Source organism: Paraburkholderia nodosa (assembly GCF_001718195.1).
Taxonomy (GTDB): Bacteria; Pseudomonadota; Gammaproteobacteria; order Burkholderiales; family Burkholderiaceae; genus Paraburkholderia; species Paraburkholderia nodosa_A.
In genome coordinates this window covers 607790-628309 of the sequence record NZ_MCNV01000001.1, presented here as the reverse complement: position 1 = coordinate 628309, position 20520 = coordinate 607790, and the positions used below count along the sequence as shown (strand labels likewise).

At 64.8% G+C, this 20520-nt stretch carries 18 protein-coding genes; 8 read left to right on the top strand and 10 right to left on the bottom strand.

The features are described from left to right. Nucleotides 1-215: 215 nt before the first annotated feature. Complete coding sequence (locus tag BFD71_RS40250) at nt 216-962, top strand: hypothetical protein (protein ID WP_141710544.1); 747 nt, start codon at nt 216-218, stop codon at nt 960-962. Nucleotides 963-1052: 90 nt separating this feature from the next. On the opposite strand, the gene BFD71_RS02720 is transcribed toward BFD71_RS40250, so the two are convergent. The 3 genes from BFD71_RS02720 to galU form a co-directional block, all read right to left on the bottom strand. Then, nucleotides 1053-2381, bottom strand: coding sequence for an ATP-binding protein (locus BFD71_RS02720; RefSeq protein WP_069261707.1), 1329 nt, complete (start codon nt 2379-2381; stop codon nt 1053-1055). Next, complete coding sequence (locus BFD71_RS02715; RefSeq protein WP_028202613.1) at nt 2378-3115, bottom strand: response regulator; 738 nt, start codon at nt 3113-3115, stop codon at nt 2378-2380. The genes BFD71_RS02720 and BFD71_RS02715 overlap by 4 nt, the downstream gene beginning before the upstream one ends. Nucleotides 3116-3293: 178 nt before the next feature. Further along, nucleotides 3294-4238, bottom strand: coding sequence for a UTP--glucose-1-phosphate uridylyltransferase GalU (gene galU / locus BFD71_RS02710; RefSeq protein ID WP_083245025.1), 945 nt, complete (start codon nt 4236-4238; stop codon nt 3294-3296). 315 nt (nt 4239-4553) lie between these two features. Between galU and BFD71_RS02705 the strand changes: the two genes are divergently transcribed. Continuing rightward, nucleotides 4554-5399, top strand: a complete 846-nt coding sequence (locus BFD71_RS02705; RefSeq protein WP_069261886.1) for a helix-turn-helix domain-containing protein — start codon at nt 4554-4556, stop codon at nt 5397-5399. 164 nt (nt 5400-5563) lie between these two features. Here the strand turns inward: BFD71_RS02705 and BFD71_RS02700 are convergent, their stop codons facing one another. The 4 genes from BFD71_RS02700 to BFD71_RS02685 are packed head-to-tail and all read right to left on the bottom strand — an operon-like array spanning nt 5564 to nt 11238. Beyond that, nucleotides 5564-7573, bottom strand: a complete 2010-nt coding sequence (locus BFD71_RS02700; protein WP_069261706.1) for an acetyl/propionyl/methylcrotonyl-CoA carboxylase subunit alpha — start codon at nt 7571-7573, stop codon at nt 5564-5566. Nucleotides 7574-7606: 33 nt separating this feature from the next. Then, a complete protein-coding gene (locus tag BFD71_RS02695) occupies nt 7607-8395 on the bottom strand; it encodes an enoyl-CoA hydratase/isomerase family protein (protein ID WP_069261705.1) in 789 nt (262 codons plus the stop codon). A gap of 18 nt (nt 8396-8413) precedes the next feature. Next, nucleotides 8414-10021, bottom strand: a complete 1608-nt coding sequence (locus BFD71_RS02690) for a carboxyl transferase domain-containing protein (protein ID WP_069261704.1) — start codon at nt 10019-10021, stop codon at nt 8414-8416. A 35-nt stretch (nt 10022-10056) separates the two neighbouring features. Next, complete coding sequence (locus BFD71_RS02685) at nt 10057-11238, bottom strand: isovaleryl-CoA dehydrogenase (RefSeq protein WP_069261703.1); 1182 nt, start codon at nt 11236-11238, stop codon at nt 10057-10059. Between the two features lie 194 nt (nt 11239-11432). Here BFD71_RS02685 and BFD71_RS02680 point away from each other — a divergent pair, with 194 nt between their 5' ends. Next, the gene (locus tag BFD71_RS02680; protein WP_069261702.1) at nt 11433-12158 is read left to right on the top strand and encodes a TetR/AcrR family transcriptional regulator; all 726 of its coding nucleotides are present in this window, start codon (nt 11433-11435) and stop codon (nt 12156-12158) included. Nucleotides 12159-12179: 21 nt separating this feature from the next. On the opposite strand, the gene BFD71_RS41265 is transcribed toward BFD71_RS02680, so the two are convergent. Continuing rightward, nucleotides 12180-12335: a hypothetical protein gene (locus BFD71_RS41265; protein WP_176732809.1), complete on the bottom strand. Its 156-nt coding sequence runs from the start codon at nt 12333-12335 to the stop codon at nt 12180-12182. A 331-nt stretch (nt 12336-12666) separates the two neighbouring features. On the opposite strand from BFD71_RS41265, the gene BFD71_RS02675 reads away from it, so the two are divergent. Beyond that, the gene (locus BFD71_RS02675) at nt 12667-13056 is read left to right on the top strand and encodes a hypothetical protein (RefSeq protein ID WP_069261701.1); all 390 of its coding nucleotides are present in this window, start codon (nt 12667-12669) and stop codon (nt 13054-13056) included. A 25-nt stretch (nt 13057-13081) separates the two neighbouring features. Then, nucleotides 13082-13630, top strand: coding sequence for a glycine zipper family protein (locus tag BFD71_RS02670; protein ID WP_069261700.1), 549 nt, complete (start codon nt 13082-13084; stop codon nt 13628-13630). 87 nt (nt 13631-13717) lie between these two features. Here the strand turns inward: BFD71_RS02670 and BFD71_RS02665 are convergent, their stop codons facing one another. After that, nucleotides 13718-16891, bottom strand: a complete 3174-nt coding sequence (locus BFD71_RS02665; RefSeq protein ID WP_083245002.1) for a transglycosylase domain-containing protein — start codon at nt 16889-16891, stop codon at nt 13718-13720. A 225-nt stretch (nt 16892-17116) separates the two neighbouring features. Here BFD71_RS02665 and BFD71_RS02660 point away from each other — a divergent pair, with 225 nt between their 5' ends. After that, a complete protein-coding gene (locus BFD71_RS02660; RefSeq protein WP_069261699.1) occupies nt 17117-17449 on the top strand; it encodes a hypothetical protein in 333 nt (110 codons plus the stop codon). Nucleotides 17450-17668: 219 nt separating this feature from the next. After that, the gene (locus BFD71_RS02655; RefSeq protein WP_069261885.1) at nt 17669-17938 is read left to right on the top strand and encodes a hypothetical protein; all 270 of its coding nucleotides are present in this window, start codon (nt 17669-17671) and stop codon (nt 17936-17938) included. A 108-nt stretch (nt 17939-18046) separates the two neighbouring features. Here BFD71_RS02655 and BFD71_RS02650 read toward each other — a convergent pair whose 3' ends face one another. Beyond that, nucleotides 18047-18781: a response regulator transcription factor gene (locus BFD71_RS02650; RefSeq protein ID WP_069261698.1), complete on the bottom strand. Its 735-nt coding sequence runs from the start codon at nt 18779-18781 to the stop codon at nt 18047-18049. Nucleotides 18782-19154: 373 nt separating this feature from the next. Between BFD71_RS02650 and BFD71_RS02645 the strand changes: the two genes are divergently transcribed. Further along, nucleotides 19155-20456, top strand: a complete 1302-nt coding sequence (locus tag BFD71_RS02645; RefSeq protein WP_069261697.1) for an MFS transporter — start codon at nt 19155-19157, stop codon at nt 20454-20456. Nucleotides 20457-20520: the final 64 nt, after the last annotated feature.

Sequence of the window (20520 nt, the reverse complement as noted above, 5' to 3'; positions counted from 1 at the left end):
CTTTCCTCGAATTACAAAGCCGCCCCCCGCGGCGAAAGACGACATACGATTGCGCCGACTGAGTGGCCTGACCAGCCGTCTCGGTCGGGCATCGACCATATCGCACATTCACCGGGGGGTTAAACATGTCGATAAGCGCGTTATCCAGCTCAAACTCACTGTATTCGACCTGGGCTGCTTACCAGGCGGAAGGGCAATCCACGAGCACCAGCCAGATGTCGGGCATGCCCATGGCTTCGGACGCCTCGTCGGACTCGAACAACGTCAATCCGCTTGCCGCCGCCATCGCCTCGGCGCTCTCGTCGCTCGGCTTCACCACGGACAGCACGGCCACCGCGTCCGCGAGCGGCACCGGTTCTGATTCCTCGTCCAGTTCCACCGGTTCGACGTCGAGCACATCGTCCACGTCGCCCGATGCGCTTGCCGCCGCGCTCCAGCAATTCCTCGGCGCGCTGTTTCAGGTCGCCGCGCAACAGAGCGGCGTCACCACGACGGCCACGGGCGATAGCAGCGACAGCAGCAGCGCGGTTTCGTCGGCAAGCGCAACGTCTGCGACTACGGCTTCCAACTCCAGCACGTCGTCCACATCGAGCGATTCGAGCACGACGACCACTGCCGCAGCGATGATGCCCCCGCCGCCGCCTCCGCCGCCCTCGTCGGCAGGCGGTTACGGCAGCGATCTCGCTTCGGCGATCTCGAACCTCGCGCAGTCGCTCTCGTCGGCTTCGAGCAGCACGTCCTCCGATTCGAGCACGGCAAGCAGTTCGTCGAGCAGCAGCAGTTCGGACAGCGAATTGACGTCTGACTTCCAGAACCTTTTGACGGCAATGGGCGCCTCATCGAGCAGTTCGTCGAGCGGCTCGACGTCCGAGCTTCAGCAATTCTTCACGACGCTCGCGAGCAACCTGCAGCAGCAGGGCTCGGGCGCCGCGAGCGGCCTGTTCGTCAGCACGACGGCCTGACCACGACGTCCACGAGCGCCCGCTCTTTCAAGCGTCGGCACGTTTGCGCGCCGGTCCGCGAGGGCTCGGCGCGTTTTTTGTTGTGGCGTATCAGCCGTGAGCGACAGGAAAGCTGAGCTGCACGAGCAGGCCGCCATCGGGGTGGTTTTTGACGTCGCATTGGCCGCCGCTATCGCGCACGAGCCGCGCGACGATGGCCAGCCCGAGGCCGCAGTGGCCTTCGCCGCCGCGCGCCGCATTCAGGCGTACGAACGGCCTCATCGCGGCGGGAATGCGCTCGGGCTCGATGCCGGCGCCGTGATCGCGTACGCGTATCAGGAACGATCCGTCTTCGATCGCCGTCGAGATTTCGATTGGCGGCGCGCCATACTCGAGTGCGTTATCGACGAGATTCGTGACGAGCCGGTCCAGCGAGACCTGGGGCAGCTTGAACCGCGAACCGGCACGCAGATCGAGCACGAACAGCGGCCCGTTGCCGCCCTCGATTTCGTCAGGATTGCCAAACTGGCTTTGCAGAAAACCATCGACGCTCAATAGCCTGCCCGCGTCGGGCGACTGCTGTGCGAACTCCAGAAACTGCTGGACGATGTGGGTGAGCGAATCGACGTCGCGCAGCATGCCGTTGCGCTCCGCCTCCTCTGCCATCAGGGTCGCGCGCAGCTTGAGCCGCGTGAGTGGCGTCTTCAGATCGTGCGCGATGCCGCTCAGCATCACCACGCGATCGTCTTCGGCCTCGTTCACGCAGCGCATCATGTCGTTGAACGACGCGCTCACGTCGCGCAGTTCGCGCGGCCCCTTGCCTTCGAGCGGCGCGATGCGCTCGCCCGTGCCGAACCGGCGCGCCGCCTGGGCGAGGCTCGCGAGCGGCTTCTGGATCTGCCAGGCAGCGAGGAACGACAGCGTGAGCGCCGCCAGCAGCATCGAAATCCCTTCGATGACAAAGCGCGGCGGCGGCGGAATATCGACCGGCACAACGACCCAGGACGTGCTGCCCGGAAAGCGCACCCACAGCTGCGGCGGGCGCCCGTCATCCACGGCGAACTGCGTGCCGGGCGGCAATTGTTCGCGCAGATGGCGCGTCAAGTCGACCAGCGGCCTGCGCGTCGGTTCGTGCAAGTGAACGTCCTTGGGCACGTTCCACACCGGCACGCGGTGCACGCGCAACACGTCGCTCAGATCGCGGTCCTTCGGCGGCTCGAGCGAACTGCCGAGATGCACCGGGGGCGGCACCGTGCCGCCCCCGACGTGCTCTTCGCTCGCCACGCGTAGCGCGAGCAGGACGCCACGCGCAAAGCCATCGACTTCATGGCGCGGCGGCTGGCGGGCAAGCAGCAAAAACCAGCCCAGCTGCATGGAAAGCAAAACCGCGGCCGAGAGCAATGCCATGCGCCCGAACAGCGTATTCAACGGACTTCTCACTGAATTGCTGCGCCGTGCGCCTCCGAATAATTCGCCGGATCCGGCACGAATACATAGCCCTTGCCGCGCACTGTCTGGATATGACGCGGATTCGACGGATCGGCCTCGATCACGCGGCGCAGGCGCCAGATCGGTACGTCGAGGCTGCGTTCGTGGAATTCGCGCTCGTCGCGATGCACGATATCGTGGATCAGCGTGCGCGAAAGCACTTTGTAGGGATGTGTGGCGAATACCTTCAGCAACGCGAATTCGCTCTCCCTCAGCGGGATTTGCGTGTCGCCGCAGGAGAGCGTGCGCATCGTGAAGTCGAGTTCGAAGTCGCCGAACCGGTAGCGCCGGCGTGCCTCAGGCGCGCTCGCGGTGGACGGGCCGCGCCGCCGCAGGATGTTCTGGATCCGCACGAGCAGTTCGTGCGGATCGAAGGGCTTCGGCAAATAGTCGTCCGCCCCCAGCGAGAGCCCGCGAATGCGATCGCTCACGGCGCCGCGCGCAGTGACGAAAATGACGGGAATGTCGTCGCCGGCCGCGCGCAAGGCGGCAATGGCTTCGAGGCCGTCGGTCTCCGGCATCATGATGTCCAGCACCACAATGGACGGTCGTTCGCGCTCGAGGCGGCGCTGGAGGTGGACGCCGTCGTGCAGCACGGCGGTATCGAAGTTATGCGAGCGCAAGAAGCGGCTCAGCAGATCGCGCACGACGGGATCGTCGTCGACAATGAGGACGCTGGGGTTCATGCCGCGATTTTAAAGCAGTGCGACGGGCGGAACCTTGCACGGTTTCTTACCAATCCTTTCCTTGCATCGCCTTGAAAAGGGTGGCATCGTTAGAACCCGCCCGGTCAAAGCGATGTCATGCTATCGAGGCTGCCCGTTCACGGGTAACGTTCAACTCTCCTACGCAAACGGCATGGCTTCAATGTGCGAGCCCGGGCGCGACCGGCGCCGGTTGGCTCAGCATCGAACCCGCTGCCCACGCGCCCAGTTGCGCCGCGCCCATGCGCTCGCGCAGCCACGCATCGAAGGTTTCCTGCAATTCCGCATGCCGCAGGGCGAAGTCCACCGTCGCCTGCACATAGCCGAGCTTGGTGCCGCAGTCGTAGCGCTTGCCAACGAACTCATAGGCCAGCACCTGCTCCTCTTCACGCATCGAGTGAATGGCGGGCGTGAGCTCGATCTCGCCGTTGGCATCGGGTTTCAGCGCGCGCAAATAGTGGAAGATGCTCGGCATGAGCACGTAACGTCCGGCCACGCCGAAGCTCGACGGCGCCAGTTCGGGCGTCGGCTTTTCAATGATGCGGCTCACGCTGATCACGCGCTCGTCCCAATGCCGGCCGTCGATCACGCCATGACTCGTCGACTCCCACGACTCGAATTCTTCCACCGCAAGAACCGAGGAATCGTAATGGCTGAAGATATGGACCATTTGCGCGAGAACCGGAGGCTTGCCGTCGAGCAGATCGTCGGCGAGCACGACCGCAAACGGTTCGTCGCCAATCAGCTTTTCCGCGCAAAGCACGGCGTGCCCGAGACCGAGCGGTTCGGCTTGCCGGACATAGACGCACTCCACATTGGCCGGCTTGATGCTCTGCACGAGTTCGACGAGATTCTGCCGGCCGCGCGCCCTAAGCACGTGTTCGACCTCGTAGGACCTGTCGAAGTGATCTTCGATGACGCGCTTTCCGCGGCCCGTCACAAAGATAAGCTCGGTAATGCCTGCACCGATGGCCTCTTCAACGGCATATTGAATGAGCGGTTTGTCGATGACCGGCAGCATTTCCTTCGGGCTCGCCTTCGTTGCCGGCAGAAAGCTCGTATCGATTCCGGCCACCGGGAACACAGCTTTACGAACACCAAGCATGATGACCTCACCTGTCTGGTAGAGGGGCGGTACGGCCATGGTGAAGGGAGCGGGATTTGCCTTCCGACCCCGGATCCCACCATGTAGCGAATCCGCTCCGCGACGCGTTCCCAGGGTTCGGCCTGAAAGGTCGGCCGAAGAGATAACCTAATCATCGCACTGTTTTTGCGCGAAGTGCGCGCGAGTGAAGGCGGCCGCACGCGGCGCGTGCACTGCCTGCGCAACTCGGCGATTACATCGCATGTAATTGGTGAGTCGCGCATGAGCGCCTATCCTCCACTGATGATCGAGTCCGCATCCAACCTGGGAGAACCGATGAACCCCACGCGCCCCGACCTGAACGCACCGCAAAGCGAACTCGGCACCCTGCTGCGCTATTGGCGGGATGCGCGCGGCATGAGCCAACTCGATTTGTCGCTGGACGCGGGGATCTCCCAGCGGCAAATCAGTTTCATTGAAAGCGGACGCAGCGTACCGGGCCGCGACACGCTGCTGACCCTTGCGCAGACGCTCGACGTGCCTTTGCGCGAACGCAACGCCTTGTTGCTCGCCGCCGGCTACGCGCCCGTCTATTCGGATGCGCCGTGGAATGCGCAGGAAATGCAGCATGTCGTGCGGGCGCTCGAGCGGGTCATTCGCCAACACGATCCGTTTCCGGCCATCGTCATGGACCGGCACTGGAACGTGCTGATGTCCAACGACGCCGCGCCGCGCTTCTTCGGCCACTTCTTCGATATGGCCGCGCACCCAGCCCCACGCAACTTGCTGCGTTTGATGTTCGATCCTCGGGGCATGCGCCCATTCCTCGCGGATTGGGAGAACGTTTCGCGAAGCCTTCTGCAACGCGTGTATCGCGAAGCGGTCGGCCGCGTGATCGACGACGAAACACGCACGCTGCTGGACGAATTGCTCGCGTTCCCCGGCGTGCCGGGCGACTGGAAAGCGCATCATGGATCGGGCGGCACGCCCACCATGCCGGTCATTCCGCTCAGTTTCATCGACGACGGCAGTGTGCTGCGCTATTTCTCGATGGTGACGAGCGTGGGCACGCCGCAAAACATCGCCGCCCAGGAATTGCGCCTCGAATGCATGTTCCCCGCCGACGACGCCACCGAAGCGCGACATCGAGAGCTGCTCGCCGCTCATGCGAAGGAACACTGAGCGGTTCTCGTCCGCAATGCGCGAAAAAAAGGGCGCTCCGCTTTAGCAGAGCGCCCCAGGGCAAAACTCTCACATCGTCCTGCGGCTACAGGGGAGGCCGGAAGGAACTGCCTGGCCCTGCAAGTCAAACCGCTTCAAGCGGGTTAAAGCGGGTTAAAGCGGCATCAAGCAGCCTCGAGCACGAGCAATTGCGCGCCGTCGGCCACCTGGTCGCCTACGCCATACAAGACTTCGGTGACCTTGCCAGCCGCAGGGGCGCCGATGGTGTGTTCCATCTTCATCGCCTCCATGACGATGAGCGGTGCGCCCTTCTCGACGACGGCGCCCGGTTCCACCAGCACGGCGATCACCTTGCCCGGCATGGGTGCGGTCAGACGGCCCTCGCCGTGCTCCGCGTCGGCCGCATGCGCGAGCAGGTTCTGCCACTCGAACGCCATCGCCGTGCCGAGACAGAACACATGAAACACATCGCCGTCGATGAATACGCGACCCGTCACGCGCTTGTCGCCGATGGTCGCCCCGTATTCGTCCACGCCCTCGCCGCGCCACCACGTGTAGCGCGCCGCGTGCCCCGCATAGGCGAGGGTTTCCTCGCCACCGTCATGCGTATGGGCCACCGTGAATGCGGTATCGCTTTCGACGTCGCGCCAGGAGAGCGATTGCGCAAAACCGCTATTCAGGCGCCAGTGCGAAAGCGCGTGCCACGGTGACGCGCCATGCGCCGCGCCGCCCTCACGGCCCAGCAGCGCCGCACACGCGAGCGCGAGCGCTTCGCGAACCGGCTTCTGCTGCGGCGAGAACAACGCGTCATGGTTACGCTCGATCAGGCCTGTGTCGAGATCGGCGCTTGCGAATGGCTCACAGGTCACGAGCCGCTGCAGAAACTCGACGTTCGTATGCGGCCCCACCACCTCGCACGCTTCGAGCGCACGCTTCATACGCGCAAGCGCGTCCTCGCGCGTGGCGCCGTGTACGATCAGCTTCGCGACCATCGGATCGTAGAACGGCGTGATGGTGTCGCCTTCGCGCACGCCGCTGTCGATGCGCACGCTCGCGCGCTGGCCCGCGTCGCCGAGCCGGAACTCGACGCCCTCCGGCATGCGCAGATGCTTGAGCGTGCCCGTGGACGGCAGGAAGCCGCGCGCCGGATTTTCCGCGTAAATGCGCGCTTCGAGTGCGTGGCCCGTGATCGAAAGCTGCGACTGCCCGAGCGGCAGCGGCTCGCCCGCCGCCACGCGCAACTGCCATTCGACGAGATCGAGGCCCGTGATCATCTCCGTTACGGGGTGCTCGACCTGCAGGCGCGTATTCATCTCCATGAAGTAGAAGTCGGCGCCCGTCATAATGAATTCGACGGTGCCCGCGCCTTCGTAATGCACTGCGCGCGCCGCGGCCACGGCCGCCTCGCCCATGGCGCGGCGCACGCCGTCTTCGAGACCCGGCGCGGGCGCCTCTTCAAGCACTTTCTGGTGACGGCGCTGCACTGAGCAGTCGCGGTCGAACAGGTAGACGGCGCCGCCATGTTTGTCGGCGAACACCTGAACTTCGACGTGACGCGGCCGCGTGAGGTACTTCTCGATCAGCACGCGGTCGTTGCCGAAGCTGCTGGCCGCCTCGCGCTTGCACGAGGCGAGCGCCGCCGCGAAGTCCTCGCTGCGCTCGACCACACGCATGCCCTTGCCGCCGCCGCCCGCGCTCGCCTTGAGCAGCACGGGGTAGCCCATTGCATCGGCTTCGCGCTGGAGGAGCGCGGGGTCCTGGTCGTCGCCGTGGTAGCCCGGCACGAGCGGCACGGCCGCCGCATGCATCAGCGCCTTCGCGGCCGCTTTCGAGCCCATGGCGGCGATCGCCTCGACCGGCGGCCCGATAAAGACGATGCCGGCCGCTTCGCACGCGCGGGCAAAGTCTTCGTTCTCCGAAAGAAAACCGTAGCCGGGGTGAATCGCTTGCGCACCCGTGGCGCGCGCGGCGTCGATGATGCGCTCATAGCGCAAATAGCTTTGTGCCGCGGCCGCTTCGCCGATATGCACGGCTTCGTCGCAGGCCGCGACGTGCTTGGCGTTCGCGTCGGCGTCCGAGTACACGGCCACGCTCTTTATGCCAAGCCGCCTGCACGTCGCCGCAACCCGGCACGCAATTTCGCCGCGGTTGGCGATCAGGATTTTGTTGAACATGTGCTGTCCTCGCTTCGTTTCCTGCTTCTTGCCTTATTGATCGCGCCAGCGCGGCGTGCGCTTTTCAAGGAACGCCGACACGCCGTCGCGCCCCTCCTCGCTCGCGCGAATACGCGCGATGCGAACGGCGGTGTCTTCGATCAGGGCGTCGTCGATCGTCTGGCCGGCGATGTCCTGCACGAGCTGCTTGCACTCGCGCACGGCATTCGGGCTGTTCGCACAGAGCGTTTCGGTGATGCGTTGCACGGTGGCGTCGAGGGCTTCGGCGCTCACGGCCTCGCTCACGAGGCCGAGCCGCTGCGCGGTGGCGCAGTCGAAGGCTTCGGCCGTGACGAAGTAGCGGCGCGAAGCCTGCTCGCCCAGCGCGCGGATCACATAAGGCGCGATCGTGGCGGGCATCAGGCCGAGGCGCGCTTCGGAAAGGCAGAAGTGCGCGGTCTCCACGGCCACCACGATGTCCGCCGCACACACGAGGCCCATGCCGCCCGCGTAGGCGTCGCCATGCACGCGTGCGACGACCGGCTTCGGGCAGCGGTAGACAGCCGAGAGCATCTGCGCGAGACGCATGGCGTCCGCGCGATTCTCCGCGTCGGAGTAGCCGGCCATCTTGCGCATCCAGTTCAGGTCCGCGCCTGCGCAAAAGGCCTTGCCGTTGCCGGCGAGCACGATCGCGCGCACATCGTCGCGCGCGCCGAGCGCGGTGAACGCAGCCGTGACGTCCGCGATCATCGCTTCGTTGAACGCGTTGCGCACCTCAGGACGATTGAGCGTGACAGTCGCCACGTGTCCGACGACTTCTACGGTGAGCGTTTCGTATTGCATTGTCTGGTCCTCAATGCATCACATGCGGAACACGCCGAAGCGCGTCTCTTCGATCGGCGCGTTCATCGTGGCGGAAAGGCCCAGGCCGAGCACGTCGCGCGTTTGCGCCGGGTCGATCACACCGTCGTCCCACAGGCGTGCGCTCGCGTAATACGGATGGCCCTGCAGTTCGTACTGGTCGCGAATCGGCTGCTTGAACGCATTTTCCTCTTCGGCGCTCCACGTGCCGCCCTTCGCTTCGATGCCGTCGCGGCGCACCGTGGCGAGCACCGATGCGGCCTGCTCGCCGCCCATCACCGAAATGCGCGCGTTCGGCCACATCCACAGGAAGCGCGGCGAATACGCGCGGCCGCACATGCCGTAGTTGCCCGCGCCGAACGAACCGCCAATGATGACCGTGAATTTCGGCACCTTGGCCGTGGCCACTGCCGTCACCATCTTCGCGCCGTTGCGCGCAATGCCCTCGTTTTCGTACTTGCGGCCCACCATGAAGCCCGTGATGTTCTGCAGGAACACCAGCGGAATCTTGCGCTGGCAGCACAGCTCGATGAAGTGCGTGCCCTTCAGTGCCGATTCGGAAAACAGAATGCCGTTGTTCGCGATGATGCCGACCGGGTGGCCCCAGATGTGCGCAAAGCCCGTCACGAGCGTGGTGCCGTAGCGCGCCTTGAATTCGTCGAAAGCCGAGTCGTCGACGATGCGGGCGATCACCTCGCGCACGTCGAAGGGCTTGCGCGTATCCACGGGAATCACGCCGTAGAGGCTTTTCGCGTCGAAGCGCGGCGGCAGCGGCTCGCGCAGCACCACGGGCGGCGTTTTCGTGCGGTTCAGATTGCCGACGATCGAACGCGCAATGGCCAACGCATGCGCATCGTTCTGCGCGAGATGGTCGACCACGCCGGAAAGGCGCGTATGGACATCGCCGCCGCCCAGGTCTTCGGCGCTCACTTCCTCGCCCGTCGCCGCCTTCACGAGCGGCGGGCCGCCGAGGAAAATCGTGCCCTGGTTCTTCACGATGATCGACTCGTCGCTCATGGCCGGCACATACGCGCCGCCCGCCGTGCACGAGCCCATCACCACCGCAATCTGCGGAATACCCTGCGCAGATAGATTCGCCTGGTTGTAAAAGATGCGGCCGAAGTGATCGCGGTCCGGAAACACCTCGTCCTGATTCGGCAGGTTCGCCCCGCCCGAATCGACGAGATACACGCAGGGCAGGTTGTTTTCCTGGGCGATTTCCTGCGCGCGCACGTGCTTCTTCACCGTGACCGGATAGTACGTGCCGCCCTTTACCGTGGCGTCGTTGCAGACAATCACGCATTCCTGCCCCGCAATGCGCCCGATGCCCGTGATGATGCCCGCGCCCGGCGCGTCGTCGTTGTACATGCCGTAGGCCGCGAGCTGCGAGAACTCCAGAAACGGCGTGCCCGGATCGACCAGTTGCGCGATGCGATCGCGCGGCAGCAGCTTGCCGCGCGAGAGGTGCTTGTCGCGCGCGGCCTCGCCGCCGCCCAGCGCAAGCTTCTGGATCTTCTCGCGCAGGTCCGCGACGAGCGCTTCGAGTGCCGCGGTATTGGCCTTGAAGTCGTCCGAACGCGGATTGAGCTTCGATTCGATGACCGGCATCCCGTCCTCCCTTCGTTACCGTGAGTTGCTTAGGATTACATGGTTTCCGCGAACAGCTCGCGGCCGATCAACATGCGGCGAATCTCGCTCGTGCCCGCGCCGATTTCGTAGAGCTTCGCGTCGCGCCAGAGACGTCCGACCGGATACTCGTTGATATAGCCATTGCCGCCCAGAATCTGGATCGCTTCGCCGGCCATCCACGTTGCCTTTTCTGCGGTGTAGAGAATCACGCCCGCGCAGTCCTTGCGCACCTGGCGCACGTGGTCCCGGCCAAGCGTGTCGAGCTGGCGGCCCACCGCGTAGAGATAGGCGCGGCACGCCTGGTAGGTCGTATAGAGGTCTGCGACCTTGCCCTGGATGAGCTGGAATTCGCCGATGGCCTGACCGAACTGCTTGCGATCGTGGATGTACGGCACGACCGCGTCCATGACCGCGGCCATGATGCCGGTGGGGCCGCCCGCCAGCACGGCGCGCTCGTAGTCGAGGCCGCTCATCAGCACTTTCACGCCGCCGTTGAGCTGGCCGAGGATGTTCTCTTCCGGCACTTCCACGTCCTGGAACACCAGTTCGCCAGTGTGTGAACCGCGCATGCCGAGCTTGTCGAGCTTCTGCGCAACCGAAAAGCCCTTCATGCCCTTCTCGACGATGAACGCCGTAATGCCGCGCGAACCCGCTTCAGGATCGGTTTTCGCGTAGACGACCAGCGTGTCGCAATCCGGGCCGTTGGTGATCCACATCTTCGTGCCGTTGAGCACGTAGCGGTCGCCCTTCTTTTCGGCGCGCAGCCTCATGCTCACGACGTCCGAGCCGGCGTTGGGCTCGCTCATGGCGAGTGCGCCGACGTGCTCGCCGGAAACGAGCTTCGGCAGATATTTGCGCTTTTGCGCCTCGGTGCCGTTGCGGTGGATCTGGTTCACGCACAGGTTCGAATGCGCGCCGTACGAAAGGCCGACCGATGCGGACGCGCGCGAGATTTCCTCCATCGCGACCATGTGCGCCGTGTAGCCCATATTCGCGCCGCCGTATTCCTCGGAAACCGTCATGCCGAGCACGCCCAGGTCGCCGAACTTGCGCCAGAGGTCCATTGGGAACTGGTCGGTGCGGTCGATTTCGCCCGCGCGCGGCGCGATTTCCTTCGCCGCGAAGCCAGCGATGCTGTCGCGCAGCATTTCGACTTCCTCGCCAAGCGGGAACTGCAAACCGGGTACGTTGCTCATGTGTGTCTCCAGGGAATCTCGAACCGGGCGTAGCTTCGCCCCATGGACGCACATTTCACGCCAGATTTACGTTAACGTCAATAGATATTTCTGAGTGACGCTCAAGTTTTCATGGCGACGAAATTTCCCTGTCTGGCGGCGTTTTTTTCGCGGATAATCGATTCCATCCTGACGTAAATTGAATCAAGCTCAATATGGAAGCCGTTGCCCGGAAAGCCGTCCTGCCCGCGTCGCGCCGCCAGCCGGCGGGGCGCAAGTCGCAGCAGCGTGTGCGCGAGATCCTGCAGGCGGGGCGCGAAGTGTTCTCGGAAAAAGGGTACGCACGCGCCACCACGGCCGAGATCGCCCAGCGCCTTGGTGTGTCCGAGGCGACGGTGTTCAGCTACTTCCGGGGCAAACGGGAGCTGTGCGCGCGCGTGATCGGCGACTGGTATGACGAATCGATCGCCGCGATCGAAGGCGGCCTGCCGCGCGACGGCACCGTGCGCCAGCAGTTTGCATTCATCGTGCGCATGCATCTGCAGTTGATGCTGGAGAGCGGCACCGGTATCTGCGAACTGGTGCTCTCGGAAGGCCGCACGCGGCACCACGATCTGAGCGAAGCGCTCGTGGAAATGCAGCGCCGCTACACGGCGCCGCTCATGCGCGTGCTGGCGCGCGGCCAGGAAAGCGGACAGATCCGCAACGACCTGCCGCTGCGGCTACTGCGTTCGCTGGTATTCGGGCCCATGGAGCATGTGCTGTGGGACGCGACGCTCGCCAACCGCCGCACGGACATCGACGCTACGGCAGAACGCCTCGTAGACGCACTCTGGTCCGCGCTGCAGCCGCCCAACCTCGAACTCGCCGCGCTCGCGCAGTTCAGCCAGGACGTGGGCGAAGCCGTGCGCCGGCTCGAGCGCGAACGCGCCGCGCGCTAGGCGGCGCGCCCTGGCGGTCGATCAGACGGTCGCCCCCTCGGCCACGCGCGCGCAGAGCGAAGCGGGGTCGAGCAGCATCAGCGTGCCCTTGCCCGGCGGTGCATAGCCGCCAGCGTCAGGTCGCGGCCCACGACACGAGCAGCGAAGTCGCGACATGACAGCAAAATGTCTATTCATGTCGGATTCCTTATTAATTGCGAGACCACGGCGGCGTGCGATAACGGCGAAGTGCGAAGAGTCGATATCGATCTATCCAATTATTACAGCCCGTCGACGCGCGCTCGCGCCTCATTGCACGCTTTTCTGTGAAATATGGAGCGCGATGCGAGCCGTTGCGCGCCGTACGCACTACGGCCACCCTTCGCGCCCCATCAGCCCCGAGCCTTCTGTAACAACTCGAAAAATCGGTGCAACTCGCGTAATTGCATTGGTTCCCGCAATGTCTTAGCGTTCGATAATCGGCTGGCGCGCGCCGTTGCTCCGGCCTGCCCGTTTCTGGAGATCGTGTGTGAGAAGGTCGAAACTGTTTCTCGGGGCCGCTGCGGCCGCGCTTCTCAGCGTGTGCGGCGTAGCACAGGCGGCGCGTGTCGGCGTGTATTTCGGCGCCGGCGTGCCGTATTACTACCCGGTCGCGCCCGCGCCCTACTATTACGCGCCGGCGCCCGTCATCGTCGCGCCGCCGCCGCAGGCGCCCGATTACATCGAGCAGGGGCAGGCCCCCGCGATGGACCCGCAGCAAGGCCCCGTCAACGCCGCGCCTGGCGATGCAGCGGGCGACCAGCAGGCGAACGCCGACACCTGGTATTACTGCGACGAGTCGAAAACCTACTATCCGTATGTAAAGCAGTGTTCGTCGGGCTGGCGCGCGGTTCCCGCCCAGCCGGCGCCGTCGAACTAAAAACCTTGAAAATATCGAGCCGCACATGAAATACACGTATCTCGCGCTACTCGCCACAGCGGGGCTGCTGAGCGCATGCGCCGTGACGCCCACGGGGCCGAGCGTGATGGCCCTGCCTGGCACGGGCAAGACTTTCGATCAGTTCCGTGCCGACGACGCGAACTGCCGCCAGTTCGCTTTCCAGCAGGTAGGCGGCGTCACATCGAACCAGGCGGCAACCGGTGCCGGCGTGGGCAGCGCCGTGGTCGGTACGGCGCTCGGCGCTGCCGCGGGCGCCGCATTTGGCGGCGGCCACGGCGCGGCCATCGGCGCGGGCGCGGGCCTGCTCGCGGGCAGCGCGGTGGGCATGGGCAACGCACAGGGTTCCGCATGGGACGTGCAGCGCCGCTACGACTACGCTTATCTGCAATGCATGTACGCCACCGGCAACCGCATCCCGGCGCCCGGCAACATGACGATGTCGCAGCCTCAGCAGTTCCAGGCGCCTCAGCAGCAGTTCCAGACAGCGCCGCAACCGCGTTATTTGCCGCCGCCCCCGCCGGGGTCGCCGCCTCCGCCGCCGAGCGGATACTGAAGCGGATATAGACCGCATTAGGAAGAACGCGAGGCTGACGCAATTGCGCCAGCCTCGCGTTTTGCTTTGGATTCCGAATAAGCTGAATCAGTGCGCGTCGTCGAATTCGAGCGCGTTGCCGTTCCACACCACACGGCGCATTTCGCCCGACTGCGGGTCGATGAGCGTCATCTGCTGCGCGGCGTGGACGGGATCGGGCTTCTCACGGCGGTCCGTCGCCGAGCTGGATTCGAGCAGCGGCTGCAACACCGGCGCGAGCGACTTCAGCAGTTGCACGGACAGCGCACTCGTGAACGTATAGCGCGCCGCGTACGGCTCATGCACCCATGCCGTAAGCGTGCCGTAGAAGCGGTTGCCGATCACGAACACGAAGGTCGCGCTCCGGTTCACCTTGCGCGATTCGATGAGCCGCGCGCCCGGCGCGTACACGTTGAAGCGCTGGTCGCCGGTTCCCGTCTTGCCGTAGACCGGCAGCGTCTTGCCGTCGGGGAGCGACATACCGTCGGCGAGGCGCTTGGCCGTGCCGCCCTCCACCACGGACGTCAGCAACTCGCGCACCACTTGAGAAATTTCCGGTGAGATCAGCGCTTGCGGCTGCGCGGACGCATGAACGAAGTGCGTCTCGTAAGGCGTGCCGCGCGCGAAGTCGAGCGATTCGAAGCTATGCGTCGGCAGCTTTTCGCCATTGCTCGAAATCAGGCCGATAAGCTGCGCGAGCGCTGCGGGGCGGTCGCCCGAAGCACCGATTGCCGCGCCATAAGAAGGCGTAATGTTGTCGAACGGATAACCGACCGCGCGCCAGGACTTGCCGATCGCGTCATACGCGCGCAGCTCGATCATGTGGCGAATGCGCCGGTTCTGGGTCGCGTGATACTTCGTCTTGAAGAGCCAGCTGTAGGTGTAAAGGCGCGTGTCGCGGCTCTCCTGCTGGACCTGCGCAAGCGTTGCATCCGGGTGCAGGCGCATGTAATTCAGCAGCCACAATTCGAGCGGATGAATGCCCGCGATATAGCCGCGGTCGTTGAGGTTGAATTTGTCGACGGCGTACTTGTCGTAGTAGCGCGCAAGGTCTTCGTCATCGAGCCATTGGAACTTCGTGTTCTTGAGTTGCGCGCGCATCTGTGCATCGAACCACGGCAGTTTGCCGTCGGGTTTCACGCTGCGCAGCACGGTCGCAATGCGCGCCGGGCCCTTGCGCGTGTGCTGCAGCAAGATCGCGAGCGCTTCGTCGTTGCTCTTGCCCGCGTAGCGCGTGTAGAAGCGCTTCATGTAGACCTGGCTCTCACCATCGGCAAACTGCGTGAGAAAACGCGTGCGCACGACAGGATCGTCGAGCCATTGCGCGGGCGGCCCCGAAGTCTGGATCATCTCGTAGTGAACGATGTCGCGCATGAGCCGCACGAACACCAGATTCACGGAATGCTGGAACGCGCGATGCACAGTCAGAATCTGCGCGTTGTCGCTCGACTCGAAATTGTTGAAGCTCTGCGCGCCGCCGCCGGTGTAGAACGTCTCGCCGGGACTGGCCGAGTACTTGCGCTCAACGGCCGCTTCCAGCATGGAATGCAGCGAGCGGTCGGAGGTCTTCGAGAGATAGTCGATCGCCCAGCGCGTGAGCGCGTCGCTCGGATCGACTTGCGGCAGCATCGCGCGCAACGACTTTGTGTCGTCGGCCGCGTAGCGCGCGTGCAGCGCGCTCACGATCTGCAGATACGTCACGAGCGTGCGCAGCTTCGCCGTCGACCCCAGATTCAGGCGCGCGCCCGAATTGATGTCGAACGGCTGGTTCACGCTGTCCGTTTGCACGCGCACGAGGTTCTCACCGCTGCTGCGCTCGAACAGCGTGAAGCTATAGGCGATCTTCGAAGGATCGTCGGACGGGCGCAGCATCTCGAAGCCGACCAGACCCGCCTGGCGCGCGCCGTCCTTCGTCGCGGCGTCGGCGAGGCGGTCGCTCACGGCCTGCTGCACGCTGTCGACGAGCGTGGCCGTGGCGGTCAGATCGAGGCGGTCGAGGTCGTAAAGCGTCTTCAGCCCCAGCGCCTGCATGAGCTGGGTGCGCAGCGTCAGCACCGCCTTGCGCTCCACGAAGGAAACCGGCACACGCTGCGACGGCTTCGAGCGGTCGAGCGTAAGCTGCGTGCCGAGCGCGGCGTCGCGCAGCGCCGGCGTAATCACGCCGCCGGCGCCGAGCAGGCGGATATAGCTGTCGGTCAGCTTCGCGAGCGCCTCGTTGTTCTTTTGCAGGAAATACGAAGGCGCGCGCTGGGCGATCAGCAGCGAGAGCACCTGGCGGAACGCCAGCGCCTGCGCGTCGAGCGTCTCAGGCGTCAGCGGCGCGCGCAGGATGCGATTGACTTCGCGGAAGTCGCGGCCATACCAGGCGGCGAGGCCGTCGCCGAGACCGTTGACTTCGCCCACGCCCGGCTTGGCGGAGAGCGGCACCGAATTCAGGTAGCGCACGAGAATCTGCTGGCGCGCGGGCATCGTCTGCGGGCCGTCCAGATACGCGCGCAGCGAAGCGGACGCGATCTGGCGCAGCTTCTCCGGCGGCGTGGAGGTGCGACCGCCCGTCGAGTGCCGGAACTTCTCGATCTGCGTGGCGAGCGTGCTGCCGCCCGGCGTTTGCTGATGCTGGTTCACGAGGCGCGCACCCTGGTCGACGAGCGCCCGGCTAAAGCGCCCCCAGTCGATGGCTGGGTTGCGGTTCGGCTGGTCCTGGGCGAGCAGGTATTTGTCTTCGATGAAAAGCAGCGAGTCGCGCACCACGGCCGGCACCGCGTCGAAATTCTCGTACGCGCGCTGCGGATAACGCGTATGGAAAAGCGTCGCACCGGAAGCGTCGCGCAGCACGATGCCGGCCTGGTCCTTTTCTTCGAATGGCAGGAAAAGCCCCTGGTCGGCGACGGCGATCATGCGATCTGAATCGCGCGCCTGCGCGGCGATCGCGAAACCGCGTTCCGCAAGCCGGTTCTCGAAGGTGGGCAGCTGCGCATAACCGAGCCGCACGTCGTACGGCCCGTTCGTGGTGGGAAAGCGGATGTTGTGGCTCGGCCCGTTCTCGACCGTAAAGCCGATGTCGCGCGTGAGTTCGGAGAGATAGCGCGCCTGCAGGCGCGACGTGTCGATTTCGATCTGAACGATGCGCGCGATGATGACGAGGGCGGCCAGAAACGCGACGACGAATCCCCACTTGACCCACCTGAAGAGTGAGCCAGCGCCAGCGGCGCGAACAGGAAAGCGTACCGATGGGCGGTTCATGCGTATTCTCCTGACGTCACGTCAGATTTCCAGACGGCACCCCTTAAATAGTCTATCTCGCTCCGTAGGTTCTTGCGCGCCAGTATGTAGGGCTTCGCACGCACGTCGCACTGCCGCAACACGGATGCCCGGCGCGTGACAGTTTTGCGGCATGTTGCGCCCACGCCGTGGCACGGGACATGCTCCCGATATAATGATTGGCTACTTCGTTGGATACCGGGAAATATGAAGAAGCTTGCCGTGCCCCTTGCCCTTTCGCTCGCGCTCGGCGCGTGCGCGTGGTTTCAGAGCAACCCGGACGCCGGTCAGCCGGTCATCGATTCCACAACCAACCGGTCGGTCCAGGACGTCATCTCGTGCCTGACCGTCGAAGCCTCGCGTCACGGCGCCAGCTTCACCACCTCGCCGCTGCCGCAAGGCCAGATGCTCGAGTTCGGCGACTCGAACGTCATCAAGGTTCGCACCGATAACGGCGCGACGACCTACCGTTATTACGCCGGCAAACGCCACGCCTCGAACCTGTGGATCGAAGGCGCGAGTAAAACCTGCGCGCCTTGAACATTTGACAGGCCGTTTTTGCCGGGTCGCTTTGCGCGGCGCTTCGCCGCGCCTTCGCGCCCTTTCAATTACAGCCTTTTACATCGCTACGCGCCGTGTAGCGCGATGACACATTTTCGCCGGGCGTTTTAAGAATCGCTTAAGTCTTCGTCCGCATCATCGCTTCACCCAAAAGAAACGAGCGCTGCAGGAGGTTCCGTGAAACAGCAAGACCCGCAAATCCAGGCGACAAACCAGGTCGACAGCGAGGCCGCGCCCGGCGCGAAGCCCGCTCGCCGCACCTTGTTGCGCCGGTTGCTGAGCCACCACGAGCTTGCGACCCTCCTGTTGCTGCTGCATGCGCCGATCGACGCGCACGCCAAACCGGAGATTCCGATGCTCAAGGAAGCCGGCCTCGTCGAGCAGGTCCAGGACGACGCCGGTGACCCGCGCATCCGCCTGACGAAGGAAGGCAACGCTGTGCTGCAAGGACTCGGCCTCGCGCGCTGAGGTTGCCGCGCGCTGGCGCGTAACGCACCAGCCAAAAAAGACGGCGGCACGCCATGCGTGCCGCCGTCTTTTTTTATCGAACGACAGAATGATTCGCCGCGCTACCCCTCAAGCCGACTCGAGCCCCGCGCCTTCGGCGGCGAGCGCCTCACTTTCATCCTGCAGGCACAACAGCCGGTAGCCGCTCTTGTACACCGGCTGCAGCCGAAACCCGTTCGGCGTGTCGATCTCCAGCACCAGACGCAGCCGCGACACGTGGCTGTCGATCGTGCGGGTCAAGGTCTGCAACTCGCGCCCCCACACCATCGCGTAAATGTGATCGCGCGAGAGCATGCGCCCGATATTCGAGAAGAACAGCGCAGCCAGCCGGTATTGCGTGGTCGAAAGCAGCACAGGCTTGCCGTGCACGCTGACCGCCTGATGCCGCAAGTCGAAGCGATAGGGGCCGGCGTCGATCGTCAGGTTCTCGAACCGGTCGGGAAACGCGCGGCGCAGGAGCGCGTTCACGCGAGCGCGCAGTACCGAAGGGCAAACCGGCAGGCACACGTAGTCGTCGGCGCCGATAGAAAACGCTCGCACCACGTTCTCGTCGGAGGCGTCCTCCGAGACGAACAGCACCGGAAGCTGGCTGCCGTTCACGGCCCGCAAGGTTCTCAGCAGCTCGGCGCCGGCGATCTGCGAGCCCTGCCAGTCGAGCAGGAGCATATCGACCGTCGATGCGGCCAAGGTCCTGGCAAGCAGGAGTGCGTCGCTGGACGCAACGCAGGCGTGACCGCATTGCGTCAGCACGCGCTCGAGCTGCTGGCGATGGTCAGCGTCGAGCTGGAGGATCGCGATGCGCATGGTGGGGGCCCCTGATGGATCGATGATGAAACCGGGCAATTTTGTGGATATGTGCAAAATCTGCCCATCGGACGAGTCCGAATTCCAGAACGCTTCGCCGTTTTCCCACAGCGGCGCGGGAGCGTCCTGACGGGCCGCGCATCGGGCAGCTCCCAGGCTTCCTGTAGAATCGCGCACTGGCCTGAAGTCGTCGCACGTCCGCCCACCCTCGCGGACGCGCTGTTGCCGTGCCCCACCCCTGCGCCCGCCTATCCGACGACCGCCGCCCCCGCGCCACGCGCGCACCAGGCAAATTCTGGCCATCCCCGACGTCCACGCGTTCCGCACGCGCTACATACAACGTCGTACATAACAACACCCTGGTTTTTCGGAAATGCAAGCAACAGAAATTGGCGTGCGCACGCCTGCCGCTGCGCGCGCGCTCACCCGCAGCGACTACAAGACGCTCGGGCTCGCCGCACTCGGCGGCGCCCTCGAGTTCTACGACTTCATCATCTTCGTATTCTTCGCGCCGGCTATCGGCCAGTTGTTCTTCCCCGCAACGATTCCGGACTGGCTGCGCCAGTTGCAGACTTTCGGCATCTTCGCGGCGGGCTACTTGGCGCGGCCGCTCGGCGGCATCGTCATGGCGCACTTCGGCGACCTGCTCGGCCGCAAGCGCATGTTCACGCTCTCCGTGCTGCTGATGGCGCTGCCCACGCTCGCCATGGGCTGCCTGCCCACCTACGCGACGATCGGCGTGCTCGCTCCCGTGCTGCTGCTCGCGCTGCGCGTGCTGCAAGGCGCGGCCGTGGGCGGCGAGGTGCCGGGCGCGTGGGTGTTCGTCTCCGAGCACGTGCCGCGCCGCCATATCGGCTATGCATGCGGCACGCTCACGGCGGGCCTCACGTTCGGCATCCTGCTCGGCTCGCTGATCGCCGCGGCGGTCAATCATCACTACGCCCCGGGCGACATCGCCGCGTATGCCTGGCGCATTCCGTTCCTGATTGGCGGGCTGTTCGGCATGTTCTCGGTGTATCTGCGCCAGTGGCTGCACGAAACGCCGGTGTTCGCGGAGATGAAGGCGCGCAAGTCGCTCGCCGACGAAATCCCGCTCAAGGCCGTGCTGCGCGACCACGGCCGCGCCGTGATCGTCTCGATGCTGCTCACGTGGATGCTTTCGGCCGCCATCGTCGTCGTGATCCTGATGACGCCGCCGCTCCTGCAGAAGCAGTTCCATCTCGACGCCACCACGTCGCTGCTCGCGAACTGCCTGGCGACGCTCTTCCTCACGGTGGGCTGCGTGAGCGCGGGCGCGCTCGCGGACCGCTTCGGCGCGCGCCGCGTGCTGGCCATCGGCGGCATCGCTCTCGCGATCGCCTACTACACGATGTTCCGCCAGATCGCCGTGGACAGCTCGATGCTCATGCCGCTCTATGCGCTTTGCGGGCTGCTGGTCGGCACGATCGGCGCGGTGCCCTATGTGATGGTGAACGCGTTTCCGCCAGTGGTGCGCTTCTCGGGCATCTCGTTCTCGTACAACGTGGCGTACGCCGTGTTCGGCGGCCTCACGCCGATCGTCGTCGCGCTGCTGATGAAGTCCGCGCCGCTCGCGCCCACCTACTACGTGGCCGCGATCTGCGTGCTCGGTGCGATCACGACGCTGTTCTTCAAGGACGCGCATCAGGAGCAGTAAGTGCGCCCCAGTGTGCACTTACTGCGCACTGGGCGGCCGCCCTTGATCAGACACCATTTTTTCG